General features: G+C 35.5%; 20 protein-coding genes. 3 read left to right on the forward strand and 17 right to left on the reverse strand.

Annotated elements, in window-relative coordinates:
- Positions 1 to 98: 98 nt before the first annotated feature.
- The 4 genes from DM800_RS25910 to DM800_RS25925 form a co-directional block, all read right to left on the reverse strand.
- Entirely contained in the window at positions 99 to 224 is a 126-nt protein-coding gene (locus tag DM800_RS25910) for a DUF4027 family protein (protein WP_082181333.1), read from the reverse strand.
- A gap of 211 nt (positions 225 to 435) precedes the next feature.
- Positions 436 to 858, reverse strand: coding sequence for a universal stress protein (locus tag DM800_RS25915; protein WP_000277996.1), 423 nt, complete (start codon positions 856 to 858; stop codon positions 436 to 438).
- Between the two features lie 65 nt (positions 859 to 923).
- On the reverse strand, positions 924 to 2,375 hold the full coding sequence (locus DM800_RS25920; protein WP_147787930.1) for a SulP family inorganic anion transporter: 1,452 nt from the start codon (positions 2,373 to 2,375) through the stop codon (positions 924 to 926).
- 309 nt (positions 2,376 to 2,684) lie between these two features.
- On the reverse strand, positions 2,685 to 3,932 hold the full coding sequence (locus tag DM800_RS25925) for a cell wall-binding repeat-containing protein (RefSeq protein WP_147787931.1): 1,248 nt from the start codon (positions 3,930 to 3,932) through the stop codon (positions 2,685 to 2,687).
- A gap of 174 nt (positions 3,933 to 4,106) precedes the next feature.
- Here DM800_RS25925 and DM800_RS25930 point away from each other — a divergent pair, with 174 nt between their 5' ends.
- Together DM800_RS25930 and DM800_RS25935 are read left to right on the forward strand one after the other, a co-directional pair.
- Positions 4,107 to 4,784 carry a response regulator transcription factor gene (locus DM800_RS25930; RefSeq protein WP_000227656.1) on the forward strand — a complete coding sequence of 226 codons (678 nt, stop codon included), beginning with the start codon at positions 4,107 to 4,109 and terminating at the stop codon, positions 4,782 to 4,784.
- Between the two features lie 11 nt (positions 4,785 to 4,795).
- On the forward strand, positions 4,796 to 6,166 hold the full coding sequence (locus DM800_RS25935; protein WP_061673495.1) for a sensor histidine kinase: 1,371 nt from the start codon (positions 4,796 to 4,798) through the stop codon (positions 6,164 to 6,166).
- Between the two features lie 236 nt (positions 6,167 to 6,402).
- On the opposite strand, the gene DM800_RS25940 is transcribed toward DM800_RS25935, so the two are convergent.
- Together DM800_RS25940 and DM800_RS25945 are read right to left on the reverse strand one after the other, a co-directional pair.
- The gene (locus tag DM800_RS25940) at positions 6,403 to 6,825 is read right to left on the reverse strand and encodes a hypothetical protein (RefSeq protein WP_001032608.1); all 423 of its coding nucleotides are present in this window, start codon (positions 6,823 to 6,825) and stop codon (positions 6,403 to 6,405) included.
- A 206-nt stretch (positions 6,826 to 7,031) separates the two neighbouring features.
- The gene (locus DM800_RS25945) at positions 7,032 to 7,553 is read right to left on the reverse strand and encodes a dihydrofolate reductase family protein (RefSeq protein WP_048567099.1); all 522 of its coding nucleotides are present in this window, start codon (positions 7,551 to 7,553) and stop codon (positions 7,032 to 7,034) included.
- A gap of 105 nt (positions 7,554 to 7,658) precedes the next feature.
- Between DM800_RS25945 and DM800_RS25950 the strand changes: the two genes are divergently transcribed.
- Entirely contained in the window at positions 7,659 to 8,600 is a 942-nt protein-coding gene (locus DM800_RS25950) for a helix-turn-helix transcriptional regulator (protein ID WP_370512877.1), read from the forward strand.
- A gap of 106 nt (positions 8,601 to 8,706) precedes the next feature.
- On the opposite strand, the gene DM800_RS25960 is transcribed toward DM800_RS25950, so the two are convergent.
- From DM800_RS25960 to DM800_RS26015, 11 genes are all read right to left on the reverse strand, one after another.
- Positions 8,707 to 9,084, reverse strand: a complete 378-nt coding sequence (locus DM800_RS25960) for an OsmC family protein (protein WP_000778833.1) — start codon at positions 9,082 to 9,084, stop codon at positions 8,707 to 8,709.
- On the reverse strand, positions 9,059 to 10,486 hold the full coding sequence (locus DM800_RS25965; RefSeq protein ID WP_001187117.1) for an amino acid permease: 1,428 nt from the start codon (positions 10,484 to 10,486) through the stop codon (positions 9,059 to 9,061). The genes DM800_RS25960 and DM800_RS25965 overlap by 26 nt, the downstream gene beginning before the upstream one ends.
- Before the next feature lie 204 nt (positions 10,487 to 10,690).
- Positions 10,691 to 11,335: an amino acid ABC transporter permease gene (locus tag DM800_RS25970; protein ID WP_000345969.1), complete on the reverse strand. Its 645-nt coding sequence runs from the start codon at positions 11,333 to 11,335 to the stop codon at positions 10,691 to 10,693.
- Positions 11,336 to 11,992, reverse strand: a complete 657-nt coding sequence (locus DM800_RS25975) for an amino acid ABC transporter permease (protein WP_001112679.1) — start codon at positions 11,990 to 11,992, stop codon at positions 11,336 to 11,338.
- Positions 11,993 to 12,089: 97 nt separating this feature from the next.
- The gene (gene glnH, locus DM800_RS25980) at positions 12,090 to 12,920 is read right to left on the reverse strand and encodes a glutamine ABC transporter substrate-binding protein GlnH (protein ID WP_000916495.1); all 831 of its coding nucleotides are present in this window, start codon (positions 12,918 to 12,920) and stop codon (positions 12,090 to 12,092) included.
- A 12-nt stretch (positions 12,921 to 12,932) separates the two neighbouring features.
- Positions 12,933 to 13,664, reverse strand: coding sequence for an amino acid ABC transporter ATP-binding protein (locus tag DM800_RS25985; RefSeq protein ID WP_147787932.1), 732 nt, complete (start codon positions 13,662 to 13,664; stop codon positions 12,933 to 12,935).
- Positions 13,665 to 13,801: 137 nt separating this feature from the next.
- Entirely contained in the window at positions 13,802 to 15,262 is a 1,461-nt protein-coding gene (locus DM800_RS25995; RefSeq protein ID WP_087983360.1) for an alanine/glycine:cation symporter family protein, read from the reverse strand.
- 159 nt (positions 15,263 to 15,421) lie between these two features.
- A complete protein-coding gene (locus DM800_RS26000; protein WP_147787934.1) occupies positions 15,422 to 16,393 on the reverse strand; it encodes a phosphotransferase enzyme family protein in 972 nt (323 codons plus the stop codon).
- Between the two features lie 23 nt (positions 16,394 to 16,416).
- A complete protein-coding gene (locus DM800_RS26005; RefSeq protein ID WP_061673527.1) occupies positions 16,417 to 17,103 on the reverse strand; it encodes a CPBP family intramembrane glutamic endopeptidase in 687 nt (228 codons plus the stop codon).
- Positions 17,104 to 17,304: 201 nt separating this feature from the next.
- Positions 17,305 to 17,904, reverse strand: a complete 600-nt coding sequence (locus tag DM800_RS26010) for a TasA family protein (protein WP_147787935.1) — start codon at positions 17,902 to 17,904, stop codon at positions 17,305 to 17,307.
- Between the two features lie 258 nt (positions 17,905 to 18,162).
- Complete coding sequence (locus DM800_RS26015; RefSeq protein WP_147787936.1) at positions 18,163 to 22,413, reverse strand: S8 family serine peptidase; 4,251 nt, start codon at positions 22,411 to 22,413, stop codon at positions 18,163 to 18,165.
- Positions 22,414 to 22,720 lie beyond the last annotated feature (307 nt).

Consider the following 22,720-nt stretch of genomic DNA (forward strand, 5'->3'; position numbering starts at 1 on the left):
AAATAGCTCCTAGCACTGAGATACATGCTAGGAGCTATTTTTTATTTATAACCCTTCTCTCGCTATTAATAACAACCAATTCCTTTCCTACTGTAAGATTAAAAGATTTGATGAATCATCTTTATTACAACAGCTAACGTAACAGATGCAGCAAATCCTCCTAAACAAATTAAGCTTACCCCTTGACTGTATGATAAATTTTGAAATGATTTCATTGCTTCCATCCTCCCTATCTCCCCTTTGATACTCTTATTTTACCAATGGGAAAATTTTCATAACATCGATTTTACTAACAACTAACTTACAAATTTGTAAGTTAATAATTTCCCTTTAAACCTATATATCTAGTATGTCCAAGCTCTCTCCCTTTATACGTCAAAAAAGACCTCGAATTATATCAAGGTCTTGCTTACACTACAAAATATCTCATTCAATTTACTTTATAATCATCACCGGGCATTTTACACGCTTTGCTATTTTATGACTGACACTACCAAGTACCATCTCTTGCAATGTATTTAACCCTCTACTGCCAGCGATAACGAGATCTATATCCCCTGTATTTACATATTGAACAATCGTATCTCCTGGATCGCCATGTAATATCGTAATTTTATAAGAAATGTTCTCTTTCTTTAATAAACCTTCAATCTCTTTTAATTTATCTTTTCGACTAGCCGATATTGTTTCTAAATCTGTTTGACCTTGTATAATATCTGATTTTGCCGTTCTATTATCTACTACGTACACAACTTCAACATTTGTTTCTTCGCTACATTTCGCAATATATGTTGCATGTTCCGCTGCTCGAAGTGCATGTTCAGAACCGTCACATGCTAATATAATTTGTTTGTACATATGCTGAATCCCCTTTTCGTTATCCTACCCGTATTATATAATAAAGCCCCCTAAAAAGGAGGCTTCTAACTTGCAATTCTTTTATTATAAGTAGCTAAATTTGAAATAATTTTCGAGCTTCGTTCATTTAATCCCGTTATACTTACTTTCACGTCACTTTGTTCATACTTCATGATAACTTTATCAATTGCGGCTACTGCTGAATCATCCCATACGTGTGCGTGAGTAAAATTCAACTCAATTTCTTTTACATCTTCCTCAAATGTAAAATTATTTATAAAGTCTGCTGTAGATGCAAAGAAAAGTTGACCATGAATTTCGTATATTTTCTTATTTTCAATATATAAATGTTTCACGTGAATCTTTGCCATATTGAATGCAAATAAAACCGCACTAATTACTGTTCCGATAATTACACCTAATGCTAAATTATGTGTAATTAAGACAATCACAACTGTTACGATCATAACAAATGCGTTTCCTTTTGGTACTTTATGAATCGTTGTTACAGAGTTCCAATCAAATGTTCCAATTGAAACCATAATCATAACTGCAACTAAAGCTGCCATCGGAATATGAACGACATAATCACCTAAAACGAATAGTAATACGATTAAAAACCCGCCTGCTACAAATGTTGATAAACGACCTCGTCCACCTGATTTAATATTAATAACAGATTGTCCAATCATTGCACATCCTGCCATTCCTCCGAAGAAACCAGCGACAATGTTTGCGATACCTTGACCACGTGCCTCTTTATGTTTATTACTTTCCGTATGCGTCATATCATCTAAAACTGAAGCTGTTAATAATGACTCTAGTAAACCGATAATTGCAAGCATAACTGCGTACGGTAAAATAATCCCTAATGTCTCAAGTGTAAAAGGCACGTCAGGCATGCTAAAGAACGGTAATTCTTTCGGCAAGCTTCCCATATCTCCTACTGTTTTTAACTGCAATCCGCTCATAAGTGCAATACTTGTCACAATAATAATAGAAATAAGTGTAGACGGTACAGCCGTCGTAATACGTGGAAATACATATATAATTACAAGTCCTAATGCGACAAGTGTATACATTTGCCAAGTTGCATTTTTAAAATGTGGCAATTGCGCTGTAAAAACTAAAATTCCAAGTGAATTTAAAAAACCACTCATAACAGATTTAGGAACAAACTTCATAAATGAGCTCAGTTTGAACACGCCAAAAATAATTTGGACAATACCGGTTAATATTGTTGTAGCAAATAAGTATTGCAAACCATGATCCTTAACGAGCGTGACCATTAATAATGCCATTGCACCTGTTGCAGCTGAAATCATCCCAGTTCGTCCGCCAACAAATGAAATGGTAACTGCAATACAAAAGGCTGCGTATAACCCAACGGTCGGGTCCACGCCTGCAATAACTGAGAAAGCAATCGCTTCAGGAATTAACGCTAAAGCAACGACAATTCCCGATAGCACGTCTCCTCTCACATTGGAGAACCAGTCATTTTTTATCGTTTGAAACAAAATACCACTCCTCTACTCTTTTATCCCGCATTAACGGGCAGTAAGACCCCTACCTCAAAATTCAGCGGAAGCAAAGAAGTTAGGTGGGGGATCAACTGCCCGTAAAAGCCCGATTGGTTCAACTAATAATCAGTGGGGAATGAACAAAACCCCCACTGATTAAAGTTTCACTTTATCATTTGATTTTCTCCATAAGAAAATCTAAGCCGACTGCACGAAGGATATTATATAACGAGTAGAGAGATTTTTGCTATGTAAAAGTTTCCTAAAGAAAAAGACGCTACCTTAGCAGCGCCTTTACTCACTTTATTAATGTCCACCGTGCCCTTGACCACTTTCTTGAACAATCTCTAGCCTCTCATCCAATATACCTTGTGTTTCAAATGAAATATCACTCGTACTTCCTAATAAGAAGCCGTGGTTATATGGTCCAAGCGTTGGGTCATCTTTAAACCTCGGCTGAATAGTAGCAAGGAAGTCATACACTGGTTGTGAAGCTTTCCCTTCTTCTAACAATACAATAGGTGCGTGTTTACCCATATGTGAAAATGGTGCTCCTGAAACTGCTAAATCTGGTGTTTTGCTTGAAACAAATGATAAACCGTGACCTGGTTTTGTGAACCCCCAGCCAAATTTCGTTTTTTCATCTTTAAACTTCGCAAATGCAACCGAATTTTCTGTTGGAGTCTCCCCACTAATACGCGTTACTTTCCCGTATTTACTTAACTCTTTTTCTACTGCTTTTGAAATAATTTTTTCTGGTCCTAATACATATATATTCGCTTTATCTTTTCTCATTTTTAATGCCTCTATCGTCGCTTCTGGCACCTTATCTTTCTCTGTATATAAAAGCGGTTCTGGCATATGAGAAATCCAGTTTACAGCTGGTGTTGTGTATAAACGCCCTTCTTCTTCAGACGAACCGATAATAACACTATTTGGATAACTTCCTGTTATATCAGCATATTCTTTATCCACATCTTTAGCAAATATAGCTGGATCCGTTTCTTTTATTTGCTTTACTTTATATGCTTTTAATTGCTCAAGGATAGATGGACCTACATCCCCCATCACCATAATTTGTGTTCCATCTCTCGTTCCGAGCGGATTTAATCGTTTTATTTCTTTTAACGTCATTTCGGGTACCTTATCTTTTTCTATAAATAAAATTGGCCCGTTATTCGGATGGTGAATAAGATCCGCACTCGCAATACCTAATTGCCACTCGTTTACTGGTACTAAAATAATAGCGCCTGGCTGATTCTCTTTATGCGTTGCTGGCCATATCGTTTGCGAAGTTAATACTGCCATTTGCAGAGGATCGTTTGTGTTTAATCTCGTTACATTTTTTAAGCTTGTCGTTAATAAATCATTCGATGCACCTTCGTTCATTTCTTTAGGCGCAGTTACCTCCTGATTCATTTTCATTTCCTTTTGCTCTGTTTTCTTCTCTTTTGTAGATTCATGATTTTTATGATCTGTATTCGTTTGTCCACACGCCGCAAGACCAACCGCCGCAATTATTGTTATCCCAAAAATTCGGGTCATCTGTTTCACTATACCGCCTCCATTTGAATCGTTTTCGAGCCAATATGATTACCTAAAATGGAATTTCAACTTTACAATAACAAGCAATTCTGAAGAAATTATGCAGATGCATGATAATCTGCACCATTTCTTCATGATTTTGACTTACAATTTAAGTAATAACTACAAATGCGGAGGTACTCTATGGTCGATATACTACTCGTAGATGATGAGCCGAGAATGCTTGAATTATTAACGCTTTATCTTACTCCAATCGGATACAATTGCGTATGTGCAGTATCTGGGGAAGAAGCTATTTCACATATAGAAAATCGAAACTTCAAATTTGTTTTACTCGATATTATGATGCCAAAGATGGATGGGTGGGAAACGTGCAAAAGAATTCGATCCTTTAGTAACGTTCCTATCATTATGGTAACGGCCCGTGATCAAACGGTAGATGTCATCCAAGGGTTAAAACTTGGAGCGGATGATTATGTAACCAAACCTTTCCATGAAGAAGAGCTTTTCGCAAGAATTGAAGCTGTTTTAAGGCGAACGAATCAACACGCGCAAATCCAATATCACGGCATTTTATGGGATGAGGCAAAGCATTTCGTTTCTGTCTATAATGAAGAACTTCTTCTCACTCCAATCGAATTTTCCTTACTCGGGTTATTTTTACGTCATGTGAACTACGTGTTAAGCCGCGATCAGCTCATTGAACGAATTTGGGGATTAAATACAAATACAGAAGATAGAACAGTCGATTCACATATTCGTAATTTGCGTGATAAATTACGAAAATTAAATTTCCCTATTGATCACCATTTGAAAACTGTTTACGGAGTCGGCTATCGATGGGTTGATACTGTAGATTAAGGAGCAAAACGATGAAGCGAATATCTATTCAACTCGGATTTTATTTTTTAATTGTTACACTTTTAATCGAAAGTGTTCTATTTGTCTTGCTTTATTATAGCCTTGTCAACAATAGAGTAAACGAAGAAATGACAGCTTTATTAAAGCGCGGAAATAGTCACCGAGATGTCCTTGAAAAGTATTTTGATAAGCAAACAATCTCCCATGTTGCACTAATGGAATCCGAAGCCGAAACCACTGTCGTTATTACAAATGCAAATAAAGAAGTACTGGCTAAATCCAACGAAATAAATACTACTATAAAAAAGCATATTGAAAAAATGCAAACACGGACAGATCATGACGGAGCAATTATAGAAAATCATTGGAAAACATCTAATTATATATGTACAGTTAGCCCCATTATAGTAGCAGGAAAAACAGAAGGCTACGTATATATGTTTCTCGGAACAGAATCGATTGAGGAAATGGTTAACGGGCTAACAAGACAATTCATTATTGCCGGAGTCATTACGTTTCTATTAACAGCCATCACCATCTTTCTATTATCACGGTTGTTAACAAAACCATTGTTACACATGAAACATGCCACTGAAAAAATGAGTAAAGGCGATTTATCTGTTTCATTAACGACTACTCGAAATGATGAAATTGGTGAACTAACCTCATCCATTCAAACGCTCGCTAATGATTTACATTATATGAAAACAGAGCGAAGTGAATTTCTAGCAAGTGTTGCTCATGAATTACGAACACCGTTAACATACGTAAGAGGTTACGCTGACATTGCTTTAAAAGAAACCACATCTCCTGAGCAACGTTTGCGATATTTATCTATTATAAAAGATGAGTCTGATTATATTACGAACTTAGTTCAAGATTTATTTTCACTTGCACAAATGGAACAACATAACTTTTCTATTCAAGTAAAGGAAGTACACTTACACACCTTCCTTACTCGCATAGCCGAAAAAGTAAATACCATATATAAAGAAAGATACATTAAAGTCTCTTTCTCTTGTCCTCCTTCACTGCTAGTAAACTTAGATGAACAGCGATTTGAACAAGTTATAATAAACATTTTAAATAACGCTTATAGACATTCAAAAGAACATTCTCATATAAACATTTCTGTTACAGAAGAACATAAAAGTATCTCCATTACAATTGAAGATGAAGGCGAAGGTATTCCGCCTGAAGACCTCCCTCACATTTTCGACCGTTTTTATCGAGTTGATAAAGCAAGATCACGAGCTACAGGCGGAACTGGTTTAGGGCTATCTATCGTGAAAGAAATTGTAGAACTACACGGCGGGAATATTACTGTAACGAGCGAAGTCGATCATGGGTCTTGCTTTATCATTTCATTGCCATCTATATAGAAATACAACTATCATCAATTAACAAGTTCAGTTTTGATTTACAAAATCACATCATAATTAGCATATGAAAACGCCCAGAGTTCAAAAACTCTAGGCGTCTTTTATTTTCTTATTGAACTAAATTCTCCTTTAGCTTAAATCAAATTAAAGACAAAACTTAAATAAATTTCTAAACATATTCATTTCACACTCTTTATTCTAAAAAGAATCTTTAATTCTACTTAAAGTAACACACTTTATATTTGTAATGGTTTATAAGCCAATGCTTTATCTATAATTTCTCTGGCAGTTAATTCTTCATCACTCCAGAAAATATAATCACTTATTTTAGGGTCAATAACAGACGATTTAACCATGTCCAACCAAATTGCCAGCTCCCATTCTTCTCCTTCTGTATCCATAAGTTTTTGAACCAAGGTAACTAACTCTTCTCTATTTAACTCTCCTAACTTTATATTTTTATGATTAATAGCTCTTTTTACAATGTATTCTGCACCGTAGTCAGCAAAAAATAATTCTTTTGCACGTGGATAAGGAACACTCTTTTCAAATACAGTCAGTTTATGTTCAAAATCTTCTCCAAAATCTTGTAGCTCTTGAATTTCTAAAACTAATTTTAATAGTTTCTTTTCATCCAATTCCTCACTCCCTTTATTCAAGACAACCACCTCAGTAATCTAAGTACATTTCTTCATAATTTCCATATTCATTTCAACATAAAATTACAATTTCCCTTTTGAATTATCGAAATTAATATGTTATCCCTTATGTTAATTGATATGTTAAAGACAGATAAATATTGATATAACTAGGAATAAGAATAGACCAAATCAGATGTGATTTGGTCTATTCATTGGTAGGTTATTCACTTTACCTCATAATATAAATTTACAAATTGCCCAAAACGTTTCGTATCCGTTAAAGTTAAATTAATTTCCGGGTTCTTGTCTTGAAACAACGGAACTCCAGAACCTAATATATGCGGTGTAATCGTAACGATATATTCATCAATTAGATTATTCTTAAAGAATTCTCTCAGTAGCTCTCCTCCACCGACCATCCATATTTTAGATCCTTCTTGTGCTTTTAACCTTTTTGTAAACTCCACTACATCTTCATTTACAAACTCCACGTTTCCGTCTGAACCTTTTTCTGAACGAGAAAAAACATAACATGCTTTATCTAAGTACGGGAATGTTTCCGTATGCTCTACTACATAATCGTATGTTTTCTTTCCCATAATTATTGTATCAATCGTTTCGTACATTTCTGTATAACCGTTATCTCCCTCTCCTTCCGTTTCCATTAACCACTCTAAATCATCATTTTCTTTCGCAATATATCCATCTAAGCTCGCCGCAATAAATAAAACTATTTCACGTGACATATTTTTTCCTCCTTATATCTCATCTTGATAACATATGATGTAAACAATATACTAACAATAAAACATGACACTTTATGTCATGTTAAAAAGAAAAAGGTGATACATTTGTCAAAAGCTAAACGCTTATTAGATATTCTTATATTTGCTTCTGCCAAAAAGACATTTACAGCTCAAGAAATAGCTGATGAATTTAATATCTCCGTTCGTACTGTCCATAGATACATTTTAGATTTAAGTGATATGGGATTACCCATTTACGCAGAACAAGGTCGTAACGGAGGCTATAAAGTATTAACGAATAGAATCATTCCACCTATCTTATTTACGGAAGAAGAAGCAGTCTCCATCTTTTTTGCTTTTCAATCTTTAAGTTACTATCGAGACTTACCTTTTAACACAGAAATCAATTCCGTTACACATAAACTGTATAGCTCCCTACAACATGATGCGAAAGCGAAAGTTGATAAAATACATTCTTATATCGCCTTTTGGAATCCGAAGAGAACAATTGAGACACCACTTTTAAACGAAGTGTTAACCGCGGCTATTGAAAATAAAAATTTACACTTTCAATACGAATCTAAATCGGGGATAAAAACAAAACATGTTCATCCTATCGGTGTATATGCTCATGACGGGCTATGGTACTTACCATCCTACGACTTTAGTAGAAAAAAAATATTACTGTATCGCGTCGATCGTATTCTCTCCATATTATCGATGGAGGAAAATGAAAGTACGTTCATGAATTTAGAAGAATGGTTTGACTCTAGCTCTAACATAGTGCACATTCCTACCCAGTTACATGTCTCATTAACAGCAGAAGGCGTGCGCCAATGTAAAAGCGTTCCTTACCTTGAAGACTTCGTGGTAGTAAACGAAGACGGGACAGGATATATACATTCAACAATTGATAAAGGTGAAATTAACTTTATTACTCCTTTATTTTATAGAATTGGAAAAGATGCAAGAGTTTTAGAACCGAAAGAATTGATAGATGGTTTACGTATACGCGCGAAAGAAATTTTACATATGTATGGAGACTGAAAAAGCTGCTAAATATAAGCAGCTTTTTAGTCTAATTATTCCATTACACTTTCTCCTCTCTCTAAAACATAAAAACGTGAGAGCCGTATTCTCACGTTTTTATGTTTCATTTTATTAGTTCAATTGTTTCCGTAACCTTTATACTATCTTTTACAGATTGAACAATCGTACAATTTTTCACTGCAAGTTGCAGCGCCTTGTCCAACTGCTCTTCTGTAATGTTTTGTGCTTTGATTTTATAGTGCAAATGAACACTTTCAACTGGTTTTGATACAGCTTCACTTCTACCAATTTCAGTCTCAATTGTAAACGTATCGTATGTAATACGTTTCTTTTCTAAAATTGTTCGGAAGACAATTGCACTACATCCTGCGATAGAAGAAATGAGTAATTGTAACGGTGAATACCCGTTTTCTTTTCCAATCGCTAATTGACCATACGATAAATCTGCTTCTATATCATCGTGTTTGATTGTTAGTTTCATTTGTTTTTTCCATCTCCACTTTCATCGGTTTCTTCCGTTTCTTACTCATATAATAATATATATAGCAGAAAATGATAAATGGAATACCACAGTATAACGCCATTCTTTGTTCAGGAATAAACGCTAAACTAATAACAACGATGCTATTTGTAATTAAAGCTAAAATTGGAACAATCGGGTATAGTGGTGTTCTATACTTTAAGTCCTCTAACTTTCCTCCGCCTTTTATATACTGACTTCTAAAGCGAAGTTGCGATAAAGCAATAATGATCCAACTTGAAACAGCCGATAAACCAGCTATCGATAATAAGTACATGTATACTGTATCTTCTGCAAGGAAACTTGTGAATAGAGATAATCCAGCTACCGCAATCGTTACGACTAACGCTGTAATTGGAATACCACGCTTATTTACTTTCTGGAAAGATGTTGGTGCCATTCCTTCATTTGCAAGTGACCATAATATACGAGTTGCCGCATATAAGCCTGAATTCGCTACAGATAGTAACGCTGTAATAATAACGAAGTTCATAATATCAGCTGCGTATGGAATACCGATTTTATCAAATACAACTACAAATGGACTTTCAATTACCCCTGCTTCTTTCCAAGAAATTAATCCTACTAAAATCGTCATTGTTAAAATGAAGAATAACATAATGCGCCATACTGTATTACGGATCGCACGTGGAATTGTTTTTTCTGGATTTTCACTTTCTCCCGCTGCAATCCCGATTAACTCTGTTCCTTGGAACGAGAAGTTAACTGTAATCATTGTAAGTAATACGGCAGCTAGTCCATTCGGGAATAACCCGCCATCGCTTACAAAGTTAGAGAAAAGAGGTGCTGCTTCTTTTCCATCGTATGGTAAAAACCCTAATAATGCACTACCACCAAGAACAACAAACGCAAGAATTGTAACTACTTTAATACTAGAGAACCAAAACTCTAATTCAGCATAACTCTTCGCTGAGATAGCGTTTGAAGCATATAAAATAACGCCGAATACGAGACACCATACCCAAACATCAACATTTGGAAACCATCTTTTCATCATTAAACCGATTGACGTTAACTCTAAACCTACTGTCACTGCCCAGCCAAGCCAATATAGCCAGCCGATCATAAAGCCCGTTCCTGGTCCAATAAACTTCGTCGCATACTTTTGGAAAGATCCTGAAACTGGCATTGCTACCGTTAACTCTCCAAGACAAAGCATTGTTAAATACATAATAAATCCGCCCACTAAATAGGAAAGGATGGCTCCCCCTGGTCCAGCCTGATTAATGGTGTAACCTGAACCTAAGAAAAAACCAGTCCCGATTACACCACCTAGTGCGATCATAAATAAATGTCTACTCTTCATCGTACGATGTAATTTCTCATTCGTTGGTTGCTGCATCTAAATCCTCCCCCTACCGATACCCCTATATCTTGTTAAAATTTTCTGATAATAAAAATATACACGAAAGCGATTACAATTTCTATATAAAATTAAAACTTTTCTGATAAAATAATATAAAAAATCTAATTATTGCAAGATTTAGATTCTATTTAGAGGAAAATAAGGAGAAACAAGGAAAAACCCTTACATATATTGTAAGAGTCAACGAAGTTCTAATCTTCTCGATAAAATTGATAAACTATAATTTACGATAAAGTACATACAAGCTACTACTATAAACGTTGGAATCGTATAATTTACATTCTGTCCGCTAATAATTTGGGCATTATGCATAAGCTCTGGCAGTGATATAACAACTGCTAATGATGTATCTTTCAGCAATGAAATAAACTGACTGACAAGCGGCGGGACCATTCTTCTTAATGCTTGTGGTAAAATAATATGCCACAACGCTTGAACATACGTTAATCCTGAAGATCTTGCGGCCTCAATCTGTCCTTTTTCAATAGATAATAAACCACTTCGAACAATTTCAGATATCATCGCTGCTTCAAATATTGTTAAAGCAACAATTACGGCCGTTATAATTTCTAATTTCAAGCCTGCTTCTGGAAGTGCAAAATACGTGAAAAATATAATTAAAAGTAGTGGTAAGTTTCGAATCACTTCAACGATAATCCCTAATATTTGTGAGACGACAGGTATTTTCATGTAGCGCAATATCCCTATTACACTACCAATAATAAAACTAAGTACAATCGCGACGAGCGCTACCTCTAACGTTATAAGCAATCCTTTTAATAAAAATAGAATATGATCACCTGTTATGGCTCCCTTAAAATCCATTTACACCGCCTCCTTTGCCAAGCGTTTTTCTAAATAACGCACTAGCATACTGAGCGGAATTGTTAATATTAAATAAAACATCCCGACAAATATATACACGTCGAACGTAACAAATGTCTTCGTTGAAATTAAATCTCCTTGATACATCAAATCGGTACCAGCGATAATTCCGAGTATGGAAGAGTTTTTTACTAAATTGAGAAATTGATTTCCTAGAGGAGGGATTACGATTTTCATCGCCTGGGGTAAAACAACATAATACATCGCCTGTACATACGTTAACCCTGAAGACCGTGCTGCTTCCATTTGTCCTTTCGCGACTGATAAAATGCCTGCCCGAATGACTTCCGCAATAAAAGCTGCAGTATACACAGTAAGCGTAACTGTTCCTGCTACAAAACCATTTAAAGTAATTCCTATTACAGGTAAAGCGAAATAAAATATAAATGCAATTAATACGAGTGGAATATTTCTTACAAACTCTACAAAAGCCGTTCCCAACCAATTTAAAATACGAATAGGCGCAATGCGCATTACAGCCAAAATTACTCCCAAAATAAAGCTGCCTATTAACGCAATTACACTAGACATAACTGTATACTTAAAGCCCTCTAAATACATATCAATGTTATTCGTCAATATAGAAAAATCAGGCACATATTCTCCCCTCTTTCTTTACAAGAAGAGGATGAGCATCCCTCATCCTCTTACTATTTATCAATGAGAATAAAGCTCCATTAATGAAACTATCACCTTACTTCTCCTGTTTTTGACCAATCCATTTTTCATACAATTTATCGTATTCCCCATTCGCTTTCATATCTTTTAGTAAGCTATTAATCTCTTTCGTCAAATCATCCGCACCTTTTTGCACCGCAATTCCGTACGGCTCATCCGTGAAAATTTTCCCTACAACTTCATAATTCGAATCTTGTTTTGCCATGCCGTAAAGAATTGCATTATCTGTCGTTAATACATCGCCTTTCCCTGCTTTTAACGCTGTAAATGCCTCACTGTAATTTTCAAATTCTAATACAGTCGATTCTGGTGATTTTTGACGAATATTATTTGTAGACGTTGAACCTTTTACCGCTAACACTTTCACACCCTTTTTCACATCATCAATACTTTTAATATCGCTTCCTTTTTTCACAAGTAACGATTGCCCTGCTTTAAAATATACATCTGAAAAATCTACTTCTTTTTTACGTTCTTCCGTAATTGTCATTGTCGCGATAATTGCATCAATATCACCATTTTTCAGTAGTGGAATACGCGTTTTAGACGTTACTTCTTTTAATTCTAATTTCTTTTCATCTCCAAGGATTTTTTTCGCAAGCGCCTTTGCGATATCAACATCAAACCCTTCTACCTGTCCTGTCGAAGGATTTTTCAAACCAAATAAGTTCGTATCATTCTTCACCCCAACTACTAGTTTCCCGCGCTTTTTAATTTGCTCAACAGCCCCGCCTTGTTTCGTATTCGTTTCTTTCGTCTCATCTTTTTTACTTCCGCATCCAGCAACAACAAGTACGAATAAACATGAAAATACGATTAACGTAAACAACTTTTTCATTTTAAGCATAAAACTCCCCCTTTAATGATTTAACACTCTTCTTAAAAATAGACGAGCTCTTTCTTGTTCAGGACTTGCAAAAAATTGCGTCGGTGTTGTATCTTCAATAATTTGACCATCATCCATAAACAAAATCCGATCTGCCACTTCTCGCGCAAATCCCATTTCATGCGTGACAACGACCATTGTCATTCCTTCTTTAGCTAGTGTTTTCATAACATCAAGTACTTCCCCAATCATCTCCGGATCAAGAGCAGACGTAGGCTCATCAAATAGCATAATTTCCGGCTGCATTGCGAGCCCCCTAGCAATTGCTACCCTTTGCTGTTGTCCTCCGGATAATTGATGGGGGTATACACTAGCCTTCTCCGGAATTCCTACTTTCTCTAAATAAAACATCGCTGTTTTCTCAGCTTCCTCTTTTGAAACTTTATTTACTTTAATCGGTGCTAGTGTAATATTTTGAAGAACCGTTTTATGTGGATATAAATAAAAATGTTGAAAGACCATTCCAATATTTCGGCGTAATTCATTCATATCTGTTTTTGCATTGTGTACTTCCGTATCTTGTACAATTAACGCTCCATCTGTAATTGTCTCTAACTGATTTATACACCGTAGCAACGTACTTTTTCCTGATCCGGACGGCCCAACAACTACTACCACTTCACCTTTTTTCACTTGTACATTAATATCTTTTAAAACTTGAAAGTTGCCATAATATTTATTTACATTACGAAACTCTATCAACATACTCTCCCCCTCCTTCCCCTAACAAAGCATGTACATTCTTTTTATATTCAAAAATAGGCAAAAAAATAACTTCCAGCCTCATTTTATCCATAAAAAAAAGCAAAGGGATTTCCCTTTGCTTCTTCATTTCTATTCTATTAAGATACTTCTTCTTTCTTATCTTTTCCGTATTCATGCTCCCAGAAATCAGCATTTTTAATTCCTAATGGCCCTGGATCGAATACTGGATCTTTTCCTTCTTTTTTCTGCTTTTCATAATCCTTTAATGCGACTAATGCAGGTTTTTGTAATAATAAAATCGCAATAATATTTACCCATGCCATAATTCCTACACCGATGTCACCTAAAGCCCACGCCGTTGCTGCTGTTTTTATACAGCCGTAGAATACAGCTCCTAAAAATACAAACTTTAGTATCATAGACAGCCAAGGACGGTCTTTATCACGATTTAAGTACGCGATATTCGTTTCTGCAATGTAGTAATACGCCATAATTGTTGTAAATGCAAAGAATAGTAACGAGATTGCAACGAAACCGTTTCCAAATCCAGGAAAAACAGATTCTACCGCTGCCTGTGTATATCCCGGTCCTGGCTGAGCACCATTTAATTTATTTACGATAAAGCTTTTTCCGCTTGCATCAAATACGTTATACATGCCTGTAATAATCATCATAAATGCTGTTGCTGAACAAACAAATAATGTATCAATGTAAACGGAAAATGCTTGCACTAAACCTTGTTTAGCTGGATGTGATACTTCCGCAGCAGCTGCTGCATGTGGTCCAGTTCCTTGCCCTGCTTCATTGGAATAAATACCACGTTTTACTCCCCAAGAAATTGCTAAACCGATAATACCACCGAAAGCCGCTTCTAATGCAAAAGCACTCCTTATAATTAGCATAAATGCTTCTGGCAACTTTTCAATATTCATAGCAACAATAACGCAAGCTACTAAAATATAACCAACTGCCATAAACGGTACGACAACTTGTGCAACGTTAACGATTCGCTTTACCCCACCGAAGATGATAATAGCTAATACAACAACTAATAAAGCCCCTGATACGGTAGTGTTAATTCCAAAAGCTGTTTCTAAACTTACAGCAATACTATTTGCTTGCACACCTGGCAGTAAAAGCCCCGTTGCAAGAATTGTCGCTGCAACGAATACTAATGCATACCATTTCACACCTAAACCTTTTTCAATGTAATAAGCAGGTCCACCACGAAACTGCCCTTGATGTTTCGTCTTATATATTTGTGCTAATGTAGATTCTACATAAGCTGATCCTGCTCCTAAAAAGGCCACTGCCCACATCCAAAATACAGCTCCTGGTCCACCGAATGCAACCGCTGTTGCTACCCCAGCTATATTCCCTGTCCCAACGCGCCCTGATAACGAAAGTGCTAACGCTTGGAATGAAGAAACACCAGCCTCTGATTTTTCACCTTGAAATGTCAGCTTAACCATTTCGCCTACATGCCTTACTTGTAAAAACCTCGTTCGAATGGAAAAATATAAACCTACTCCTAAACATAAATAAACAAGTGCTGGACTCCAAACAATATTATTTAACCAATTTACGAAAGCTTCCAACATTCCCCCTCCTTCTTTATAAAGAATATTCAGAATATATATAAAATTATAAGTGTATACCGAATCTATAACAATATTATTTTAATAAAACAAACATATTTTTGTATAAAAAAACAAAGCATACATTTATTCTGTATACTTTGTTTTCACAAAAATGTATTATATATTCACAATTGCTTCTCTTTTTATAATTCTTTCATATAGCTCTTCTGATAATTCTCGGAAGTTATCTGGCATATCTTTCCCCTTAAACTTCTTTTGAAGTGTACCGTATAAACCAACATCACGTAGACGTAAAAACAACGGTAACGATTCGTACCAACTATCCGCTAGTCTGTGCTCATACTCATAGCCTTTTCGTAACACTTGTAGCTGTTTACGAGCAAAGTCTGTCTTCTCTTCCGCTGTCCACGGTGTAAATAGAACAGAGTAATAGAGAACCATCGCTAAATCATGTATAAAGTAATTATAAGCCGCATCATCAAAATCAAAGATTGTTAGCTCTTTACCATCATAATGAAAATTACCGGGATGGATATCACCGTGCATAAGGCCGAACGTTTCTCTTTCAATTGGAAGAGCCTTTATTTCATCCATTAATACCGCTGCAATCTTTTTCACTTGATCATCTTCTAATTCATTAACAATCCCACTTTCGTCTTCTTCCCACGTATCACGATAATCTGTTTTAGGGTAGTTCATTGTTAGGCGATGCAGTTGGCCAATCGCTTTACCCCATGCTTCAAAGTAAATCTCCCCCCAATAAGGCGATTCTTCTCCTTTTACTTGCTCACCTTTTGCATATGTAAATAAAGATACAAAAAAGAAAGTGTTATCTTCCGCTCCAATTTCTTCTACAAGATTTTGAGAAGTTGAGTAAAGAGGTCCTGCTACCTTCGCCCCATTCTCCGCAACATATCGTAAAAAATCTAGTTCAGCTTCGACTTCTTTTTTAGAACGATGAGAAGAGTGTGTTAAACGTAATACGTAATCTTCACCACTATCACCCGTTGCCTTAAAAATATAATTTTCAAAATCTCCAAGTGGCTTTTTTTCCACTGTTACATAAAATGCCTTTGCTGCTCTTGCTAAAATTTCTTTCGTAAAAACTCGTTCTACTGCTATTTCCATCTGTATCCCTCCTATATATCTTCTTAATTCGACATAAATGTGAGAAGTACTGCTATAAAATTGAATAATGCGTGGGCAATCATAGCTGATAAAATAGAATTTGTTTTCTCATATAACCACGCAAATACTACTCCACTTAAAAAATTCACTGGTAATGTGTTATATGTTGGAATATGAACAACGGTAAATATTATGGAACTTATAAGCACCCCGCCCCATATGCCATATTTATCACGAAAAAACGTATAAAAAACACCTCGATATAAAACTTCTTCATAGATTGGTGATATAACTGCTGCTCCAATTACCGCGATACAGAACGCGTATATTGATTTATCATTTTGAACTGTTTCCGTTTTACTATTTTCAAAAGAAATACCCATTTTCTCCATTATCATTAATACAGCAATACTAACTATAATTAAAAAAATTAGCGCTACAACTGTCCATAGGAAATCTCTCCATGAAAGCTTCCGAATTCCAATGTCTTTCCACGACAATTTATATCTTTTTATACAAAAAAGATAAACTACAGTAGTAAATATCACTGCCATTATAAATCCCATTAATACTCCAGCATATAATGCGTTCCCTATTACTTTTAAAGCATAGTCATAAAAAAGAGATTCAACAGTTACTGGAACAATAATAAATACAAACACAAATAAATATAAAATTTCTTTCCATCCCCACATACTTTTCAAAATTATATACACCATCCCTCTACTCCGTGTTTCCTTAAGTATAAAAGATGACGTAACGTAACTTTCAAGCTTATTTTTTTCAAATAATCCAAGCATAATTTTCTCTCAAAACACAAAAAAGGTTGATTCACTAAATCAACCCTTACACTATTAAAAATTTTATTTCTCAATTCTTCATCAATTTATTCTTATATATAACATTTATCTTTACCTCTCTTCACCTTTTGTCTGCATTGAATTGAAAGTCCAATTTAATTTTAATGAATCTCCTTGAAATACATTTTGCTCTGCATCATTATCTACAAATGTGAACATTACATAGAAAGTATCATCATCACCAGGAGCAAGTCCATTTCCTTCTCGGTCTACAACACCTTTTTGTACAAGATCAGGAATACTTCCATTTTGCGTAGCTACCTTTAATTCAGATAATGTAGTAGACCAAATTGGAACTTCATTTTTATCCAAATTCCACAAGAAATCAACTCGGATATGATCACCAAAATCAGCATTTCCATTATCTCCTTTCGCATCGATTACACTGTAATCTGTCAGGAGTTTCACATCTCCTATTGCTAAGGTTCCTTTGTTAATTAATTGAAAACCGCGCTCCATTTCATCACCTGGTTTCAGATTGTCGACATTAATAACAACTTCAGGATTCACACTCAAATCTAAAGTACCCGCTGCAAACGTGTTTTGTGATACTTCCTTATCACTAAAATACGCATATGTTCCCCCACCAATTAAAGATAAGCCCAGCGCTGCAGTTATGACACCCATACCAAGTTTTTTCTTCATACCCATTTCACAAGTCCCCCTATTTTTAAAGTTCAAACTACAAACCTTATTTCCATCCCACAAACAATACTAATTAACCAACTACCTTGTCCCATATCAAAAGCGAACTAACTTTAAACTAGTTGCTTCATGTACCCAAACAACTATTACTTTTAAAATAACCGGTAATGTTCCTGTAAATCATTACCGGTTATTTGTTAGCCAATCTCATTTCATTTACTATTCATTGTCTGATTGCTTTATTTACCCTAGAAGTTTGCCCACTTATTTTTTAGGTTCTAAACCAATAGAGCGTAAGATTTTATCTAACGTCACTGGCCCTACATTTTCTTTCGGTTTTTGATTTTCTTTGGCATCTGGACCCTTTTTCAAGAAGTTTTTCTCAATAAAACGAATATCCGTTTCATCTACAACACCATCTTGATTTATATCTCCATCTTTTACAGATACTTTTCCTTTTCCATATGACAGAGCTGCTATTCTAGCATCTTGAATATCCACCATTTTATCGCCGTTTACATCACCTGCAAGGTTATCATCCATGTCAGCTCTAAAGTTTTGTCCCACTAATTCTCCATCCTGCATTTTCCCTATTTTTGTTGTTAATTTACTATTTAAATGACCTGGCATTTCTACGAAAATATCATATTCTTTATTGCTTACAGGGACACTACGAATTTCAAATTGTCCGTTATCATCAATCGTTCCTGTATATTTCTTTCCATCCTTACCAACTGCATACACTTTTGCTCCTAGCTTTGTATAGTCTTTCTTACCTAAATACCCCTCTTCATTCAAGAAAGCTTCCGGACCAATATATCCTGTAACCGTTGAATGTTTCGAGACAATAGCAAAAGATTTATCTTTAAACACAGGAATCTCAGTGCCTTCTGATGCACCAGCTTTTGTATAAGTGAACTTATCTGCTGCAAATGCAGTTAAATCATTAAAATATTCATCACTCGTCATCTCGAATGTAACATCTAAAAATGGTGTATCACCATCTAATCCTTTAAATTCTTTTCCTTCCAATGACGCGCCAACTTTCACTTTGTTTTCCCAAGCTCCTTCTTCACTTACCTTCGGATCTTCTAATTTAAGGTCCAGTCCATGTTGTTTTACATATTCTGCAAGTGCTGGATTTGGTTTCACATCTGTAAATTTAAACAACTGTTTACTATAAGGAATCTCAAATGTACCTGACATAAGTTTTTTCACATTATTAAGATTTAAAGTTAACGTAATTTTTTCTCCTAGTTTAATTTTATCCTTGTCATAGCTTGGGACAGCGTATTCCGTTCCCTCTTTAACAAAGACATAATCTTTAAATCCATTTGCCATATTTGATGCAGTTGCAAGATCATATCCAAATAACCTTAAATTAAGTGGCTCATTTATTTCCTCTGGAAGTACTCCAAATTTAAAATCACCATTTGCTTGAATTGTATTCAACCAACCTGATGGAAAGGCTGAGTTTTGATAATATACAATTTGATTCGCTTTTTGATCATACTGCAAGCCTTTTGCCTTTAATGCATCTACTGTAGAATCATAAATATTACCATGCACCCATAATGCACGTTGGCCGTCTTCTTCTTTAAACATGGAATCATTGACTTCGTGTATACCAGGTTGTACATCCTTAAATTTCATTTCAGGTATTACATTATCAATGATAATGCTATCGCCTTTTGTATACGATTTTCCTTCTTTATCATATCCAACGAAGTCCAATTCGTAATCTCCATCAGGCAACATAACAGGCTTATCCCCAATTGGGTGAGCTGGATCTCCTGTGAATGGAAATACATACCCTCCCATACCAGAAAACATCATATATTCAACATTCGGTGTTAGACTACTTGCATTAAGTGTACCAACGACTCCTAATGCCTTCCCTGTCTTTCGGTCCTTCACAACTGCATCAATAGTTTCAAGAGGACTATTTAATTTAAATGCCAACGGCGAACTTGGTCTTTCCATAAATGGATGGAATTTAGATGTATCTGTTGCCATTGCATCTCTCAATAAATCTACAGACGCAATCCCTTTTTCTGTGAATTTAACTGCAAATGGTACTTGATATACTTCTTTTTCATTGTTTTTATTTGTAATATGAATATAGCCTTCATATCTACCAAATTCAGCGTTTTCTGGAATGATAATTTCAGGGCTAATTTCCTCTGATGTACCAGGAGCTACTTTAATAGAATCTGATACGTTTAGCTTCACACCATTCTTCGCTGCATCTTGCACACCTACACTTGTAGGTGAAAATTCTACTTCTAATTTAAACTCTTTCCCATCTGTTTTACTGCTGTTCTTAATTAAGACTTTTCGACTATCTTTAATAGGCCCACTTTCAAGTTGATTTTTATACCCAAATGCAATAGAACCTGTTTTTTCTTCAATTTCTACTTCTTCATCATCTACAACGTTTGATGTTTTATCGATAACCTCAATAGATGTATCTGCATGAACTGCACGATATGCATCAATTCTTCCTGATCCCACCTCAAATACAGAACGCTCTTCTTTTAAATCAACTGCGGTATTCATAAGTGCCTCTTTTACTTCAAATGGACTATAATTTGGATGTTCTTGTAAAATCAGTGCCGCAACCCCTGCAGTATGAGGAGTTGCCATAGATGTACCTGACATACGTCCATACGCTAACGGATAATTTTCTCCATCCTTTGGATCATTAATATATTCAGGAACAGTTGAGAAGATAGACACACCTGGTGCTATAATATCTGGCTTAATATCATCTGTTTTAGTTGCAGGACCACGGGAGCTGAAATCAGCTAAGTGATCTCCCTCTGTTTTTATATTACTAAGTTCTCCAAACGCTAACGACACATCTCCTTGTACAGCTTTTGCTTGTAATTTCTCACCATCTACTTTTGTTAAGCGGAACGATGGAATAGATGAAGTACTTTCCCCAAGATAACTTGTAATTTCCCCATCTACATTGTTATATACAATTACTGCCTTTGCGCCTGCATCCTTAGCATTTTTAATTTTTTCATCAAATGTAATCTCACCTCGTTGGATAAGAACTAACTTCCCTTTTACATCTTTCCCTGTAAAATCACCTAATTTCCCAAGCCCCGCATATACAACCGATAAGGATTGTCCTTTCAAATCTTCAATCTTATCAGTAAAGCTTTTTCCAAGTAGCATCATCTTATCTACACGTACATCACCTGCATCACCTGCATCGGCGGAAAACGTTGGAATAGTCATTGCAGCATCACTGGCTCCAACTGTAATGGGAAGTGCTGCTGCACTAGGTGATCCAATGGTACCTTCTTCCGGACCACTATTACCAGCTGCTACTACTGTAACAACACCTGCTAACATCGCATTATTCACTGCGACAGAAGTAGGATATAAAGGATCATTAATAGACGCTCCTAGTGATAAATTGATAACATCCATATCGTCTTTCACTGCTTTATCAATCGCAGCAAGAATACCGCTTGTTTGTCCACTTCCATATGGACCTAATACGCGATATGAATATAAGTCTACATCTGGAGCAACACCCTTCACTGCATAATCCACACTATTCTGTTTGTCTGCAGCAATTGTCCCAGCTACATGCGTACCATGGGATGTATAATATGCACTTCCCTCATAAATCTCAGGATATCCCCCAGAATTTTGCCAATCCTTATACGTTGTCTCCATTGGATCAGCATCATTATTAACAAAGTCCCATCCTTTTATTGAGTTCGGATCTATTTTGCTTGGATCCTCACCTTGTTTTGCACGATATCCTTTATATGCATCTTTCAAATCCGGGTGGTTGTAATCAATACCAGTGTCCAGTACACCTACCTTAATTCCTTTACCTGTTATTTTTTCATCATGCAGCTTGTCCACACCAATTTGCGGTACACTATCTGCCATTTTCGGTTCAACAGCAGTCTTAGCTGTTTCTTTCGGCAAATCAATTTTAACCTCATGATCTTCCCATACGCGCTTAACGATACCGGTACGAACTAAGTCCTCAATCATATTCGCTGGTAAAGAAATCGCTACACCATTAAAAGCATTCTTATATTCTCTTGTTATTTTTGCAGATTTTACATTTGTCCCTTTCTCTTTATTCTTTTGAAGCTGTTCAAGCTCTGCTTTAAATCCTTTATGTGATGCCTCTACCTTTTGTTCCGCATTTGAAAGAGCTACTTTTTTCCCTTTAGCCGCTTGTTTTAATACCTCAATTTTGCTAGGTGCTTGCTTAAATTCTATAATGACATTCACATTATTAGGACTTGCTGTATTGATACCTGGCGAAATAACAAAACCTGGTTTAGTATCTAACGTTTTTAAGGCATTACGTTGTTCCTTGGTAAGACCTTTTAAGATAGCATTTGCATCATCAATTCCAGTTAAAGTAGACGTATTTACCTCTTCCGCTAATACGTTATATGGAATTCCTTGAGACAATAACATTCCAACTGTTAACGTTCCAATAAGAATCTTTCCAAATTTCCCTCGTTTCATATTGCATCTCCCCATTATTCATATTATTTTTTGAAACAAATTGATTCTTACATTCCTACTTAGCGTTGGAAAATCTATCAATCTTAATCTTTTGTATCATGAAAGATTTCCAACACTACTACCATCCCCATACCTTATATAGCTAATCACTCACTTTACTCTTTCTATAGGAGCCCCCCATCATTTATTTCCAACAAAAGATTTTCACACAATGAATTATTAATAGGATTAAAATATAATTCTATTTTTATTATTTCACATTTTGATTATTCCGAAAATTAATCAAAAGGAGTATCTTTTCTCTAAG

Source organism: Bacillus sp. AY18-3 (assembly GCF_008042305.1).
In the GTDB taxonomy this organism is placed as follows: domain Bacteria; phylum Bacillota; class Bacilli; order Bacillales; family Bacillaceae_G; genus Bacillus_A; species Bacillus_A wiedmannii.

Bases quoted from the DNA above. Each gene is read 5' to 3' on its own strand.
- DM800_RS25935 (WP_061673495.1), top strand. From the start codon at position 4,796: ATGAAGCGAATATCTATTCAACTCGGATTTTATTTTTTAATTGTTACA.
- DM800_RS25960 (WP_000778833.1), bottom strand. From the start codon at position 9,084: ATGAAACTAACAATCAAACACGATGATATAGAAGCAGATTTATCGTAT.
- DM800_RS25930 (WP_000227656.1), top strand. From the start codon at position 4,107: ATGGTCGATATACTACTCGTAGATGATGAGCCGAGAATGCTTGAATTA.
- DM800_RS25915 (WP_000277996.1), bottom strand. From the start codon at position 858: ATGTACAAACAAATTATATTAGCATGTGACGGTTCTGAACATGCACTT.
- DM800_RS25970 (WP_000345969.1), bottom strand. From the start codon at position 11,335: ATGGATTTTAAGGGAGCCATAACAGGTGATCATATTCTATTTTTATTA.
- DM800_RS25945 (WP_048567099.1), bottom strand. From the start codon at position 7,553: ATGTCACGTGAAATAGTTTTATTTATTGCGGCGAGCTTAGATGGATAT.
- DM800_RS25965 (WP_001187117.1), bottom strand. From the start codon at position 10,486: ATGCAGCAACCAACGAATGAGAAATTACATCGTACGATGAAGAGTAGA.
- DM800_RS26010 (WP_147787935.1), bottom strand. From the start codon at position 17,904: ATGGGTATGAAGAAAAAACTTGGTATGGGTGTCATAACTGCAGCGCTG.
- DM800_RS26015 (WP_147787936.1), bottom strand. From the start codon at position 22,413: ATGAAACGAGGGAAATTTGGAAAGATTCTTATTGGAACGTTAACAGTT.
- DM800_RS26000 (WP_147787934.1), bottom strand. From the start codon at position 16,393: ATGGAAATAGCAGTAGAACGAGTTTTTACGAAAGAAATTTTAGCAAGA.
- DM800_RS25985 (WP_147787932.1), bottom strand. From the start codon at position 13,664: ATGTTGATAGAGTTTCGTAATGTAAATAAATATTATGGCAACTTTCAA.
- glnH (WP_000916495.1), bottom strand. From the start codon at position 12,920: ATGCTTAAAATGAAAAAGTTGTTTACGTTAATCGTATTTTCATGTTTA.
- DM800_RS25910 (WP_082181333.1), bottom strand. From the start codon at position 224: ATGGAAGCAATGAAATCATTTCAAAATTTATCATACAGTCAAGGGGTA.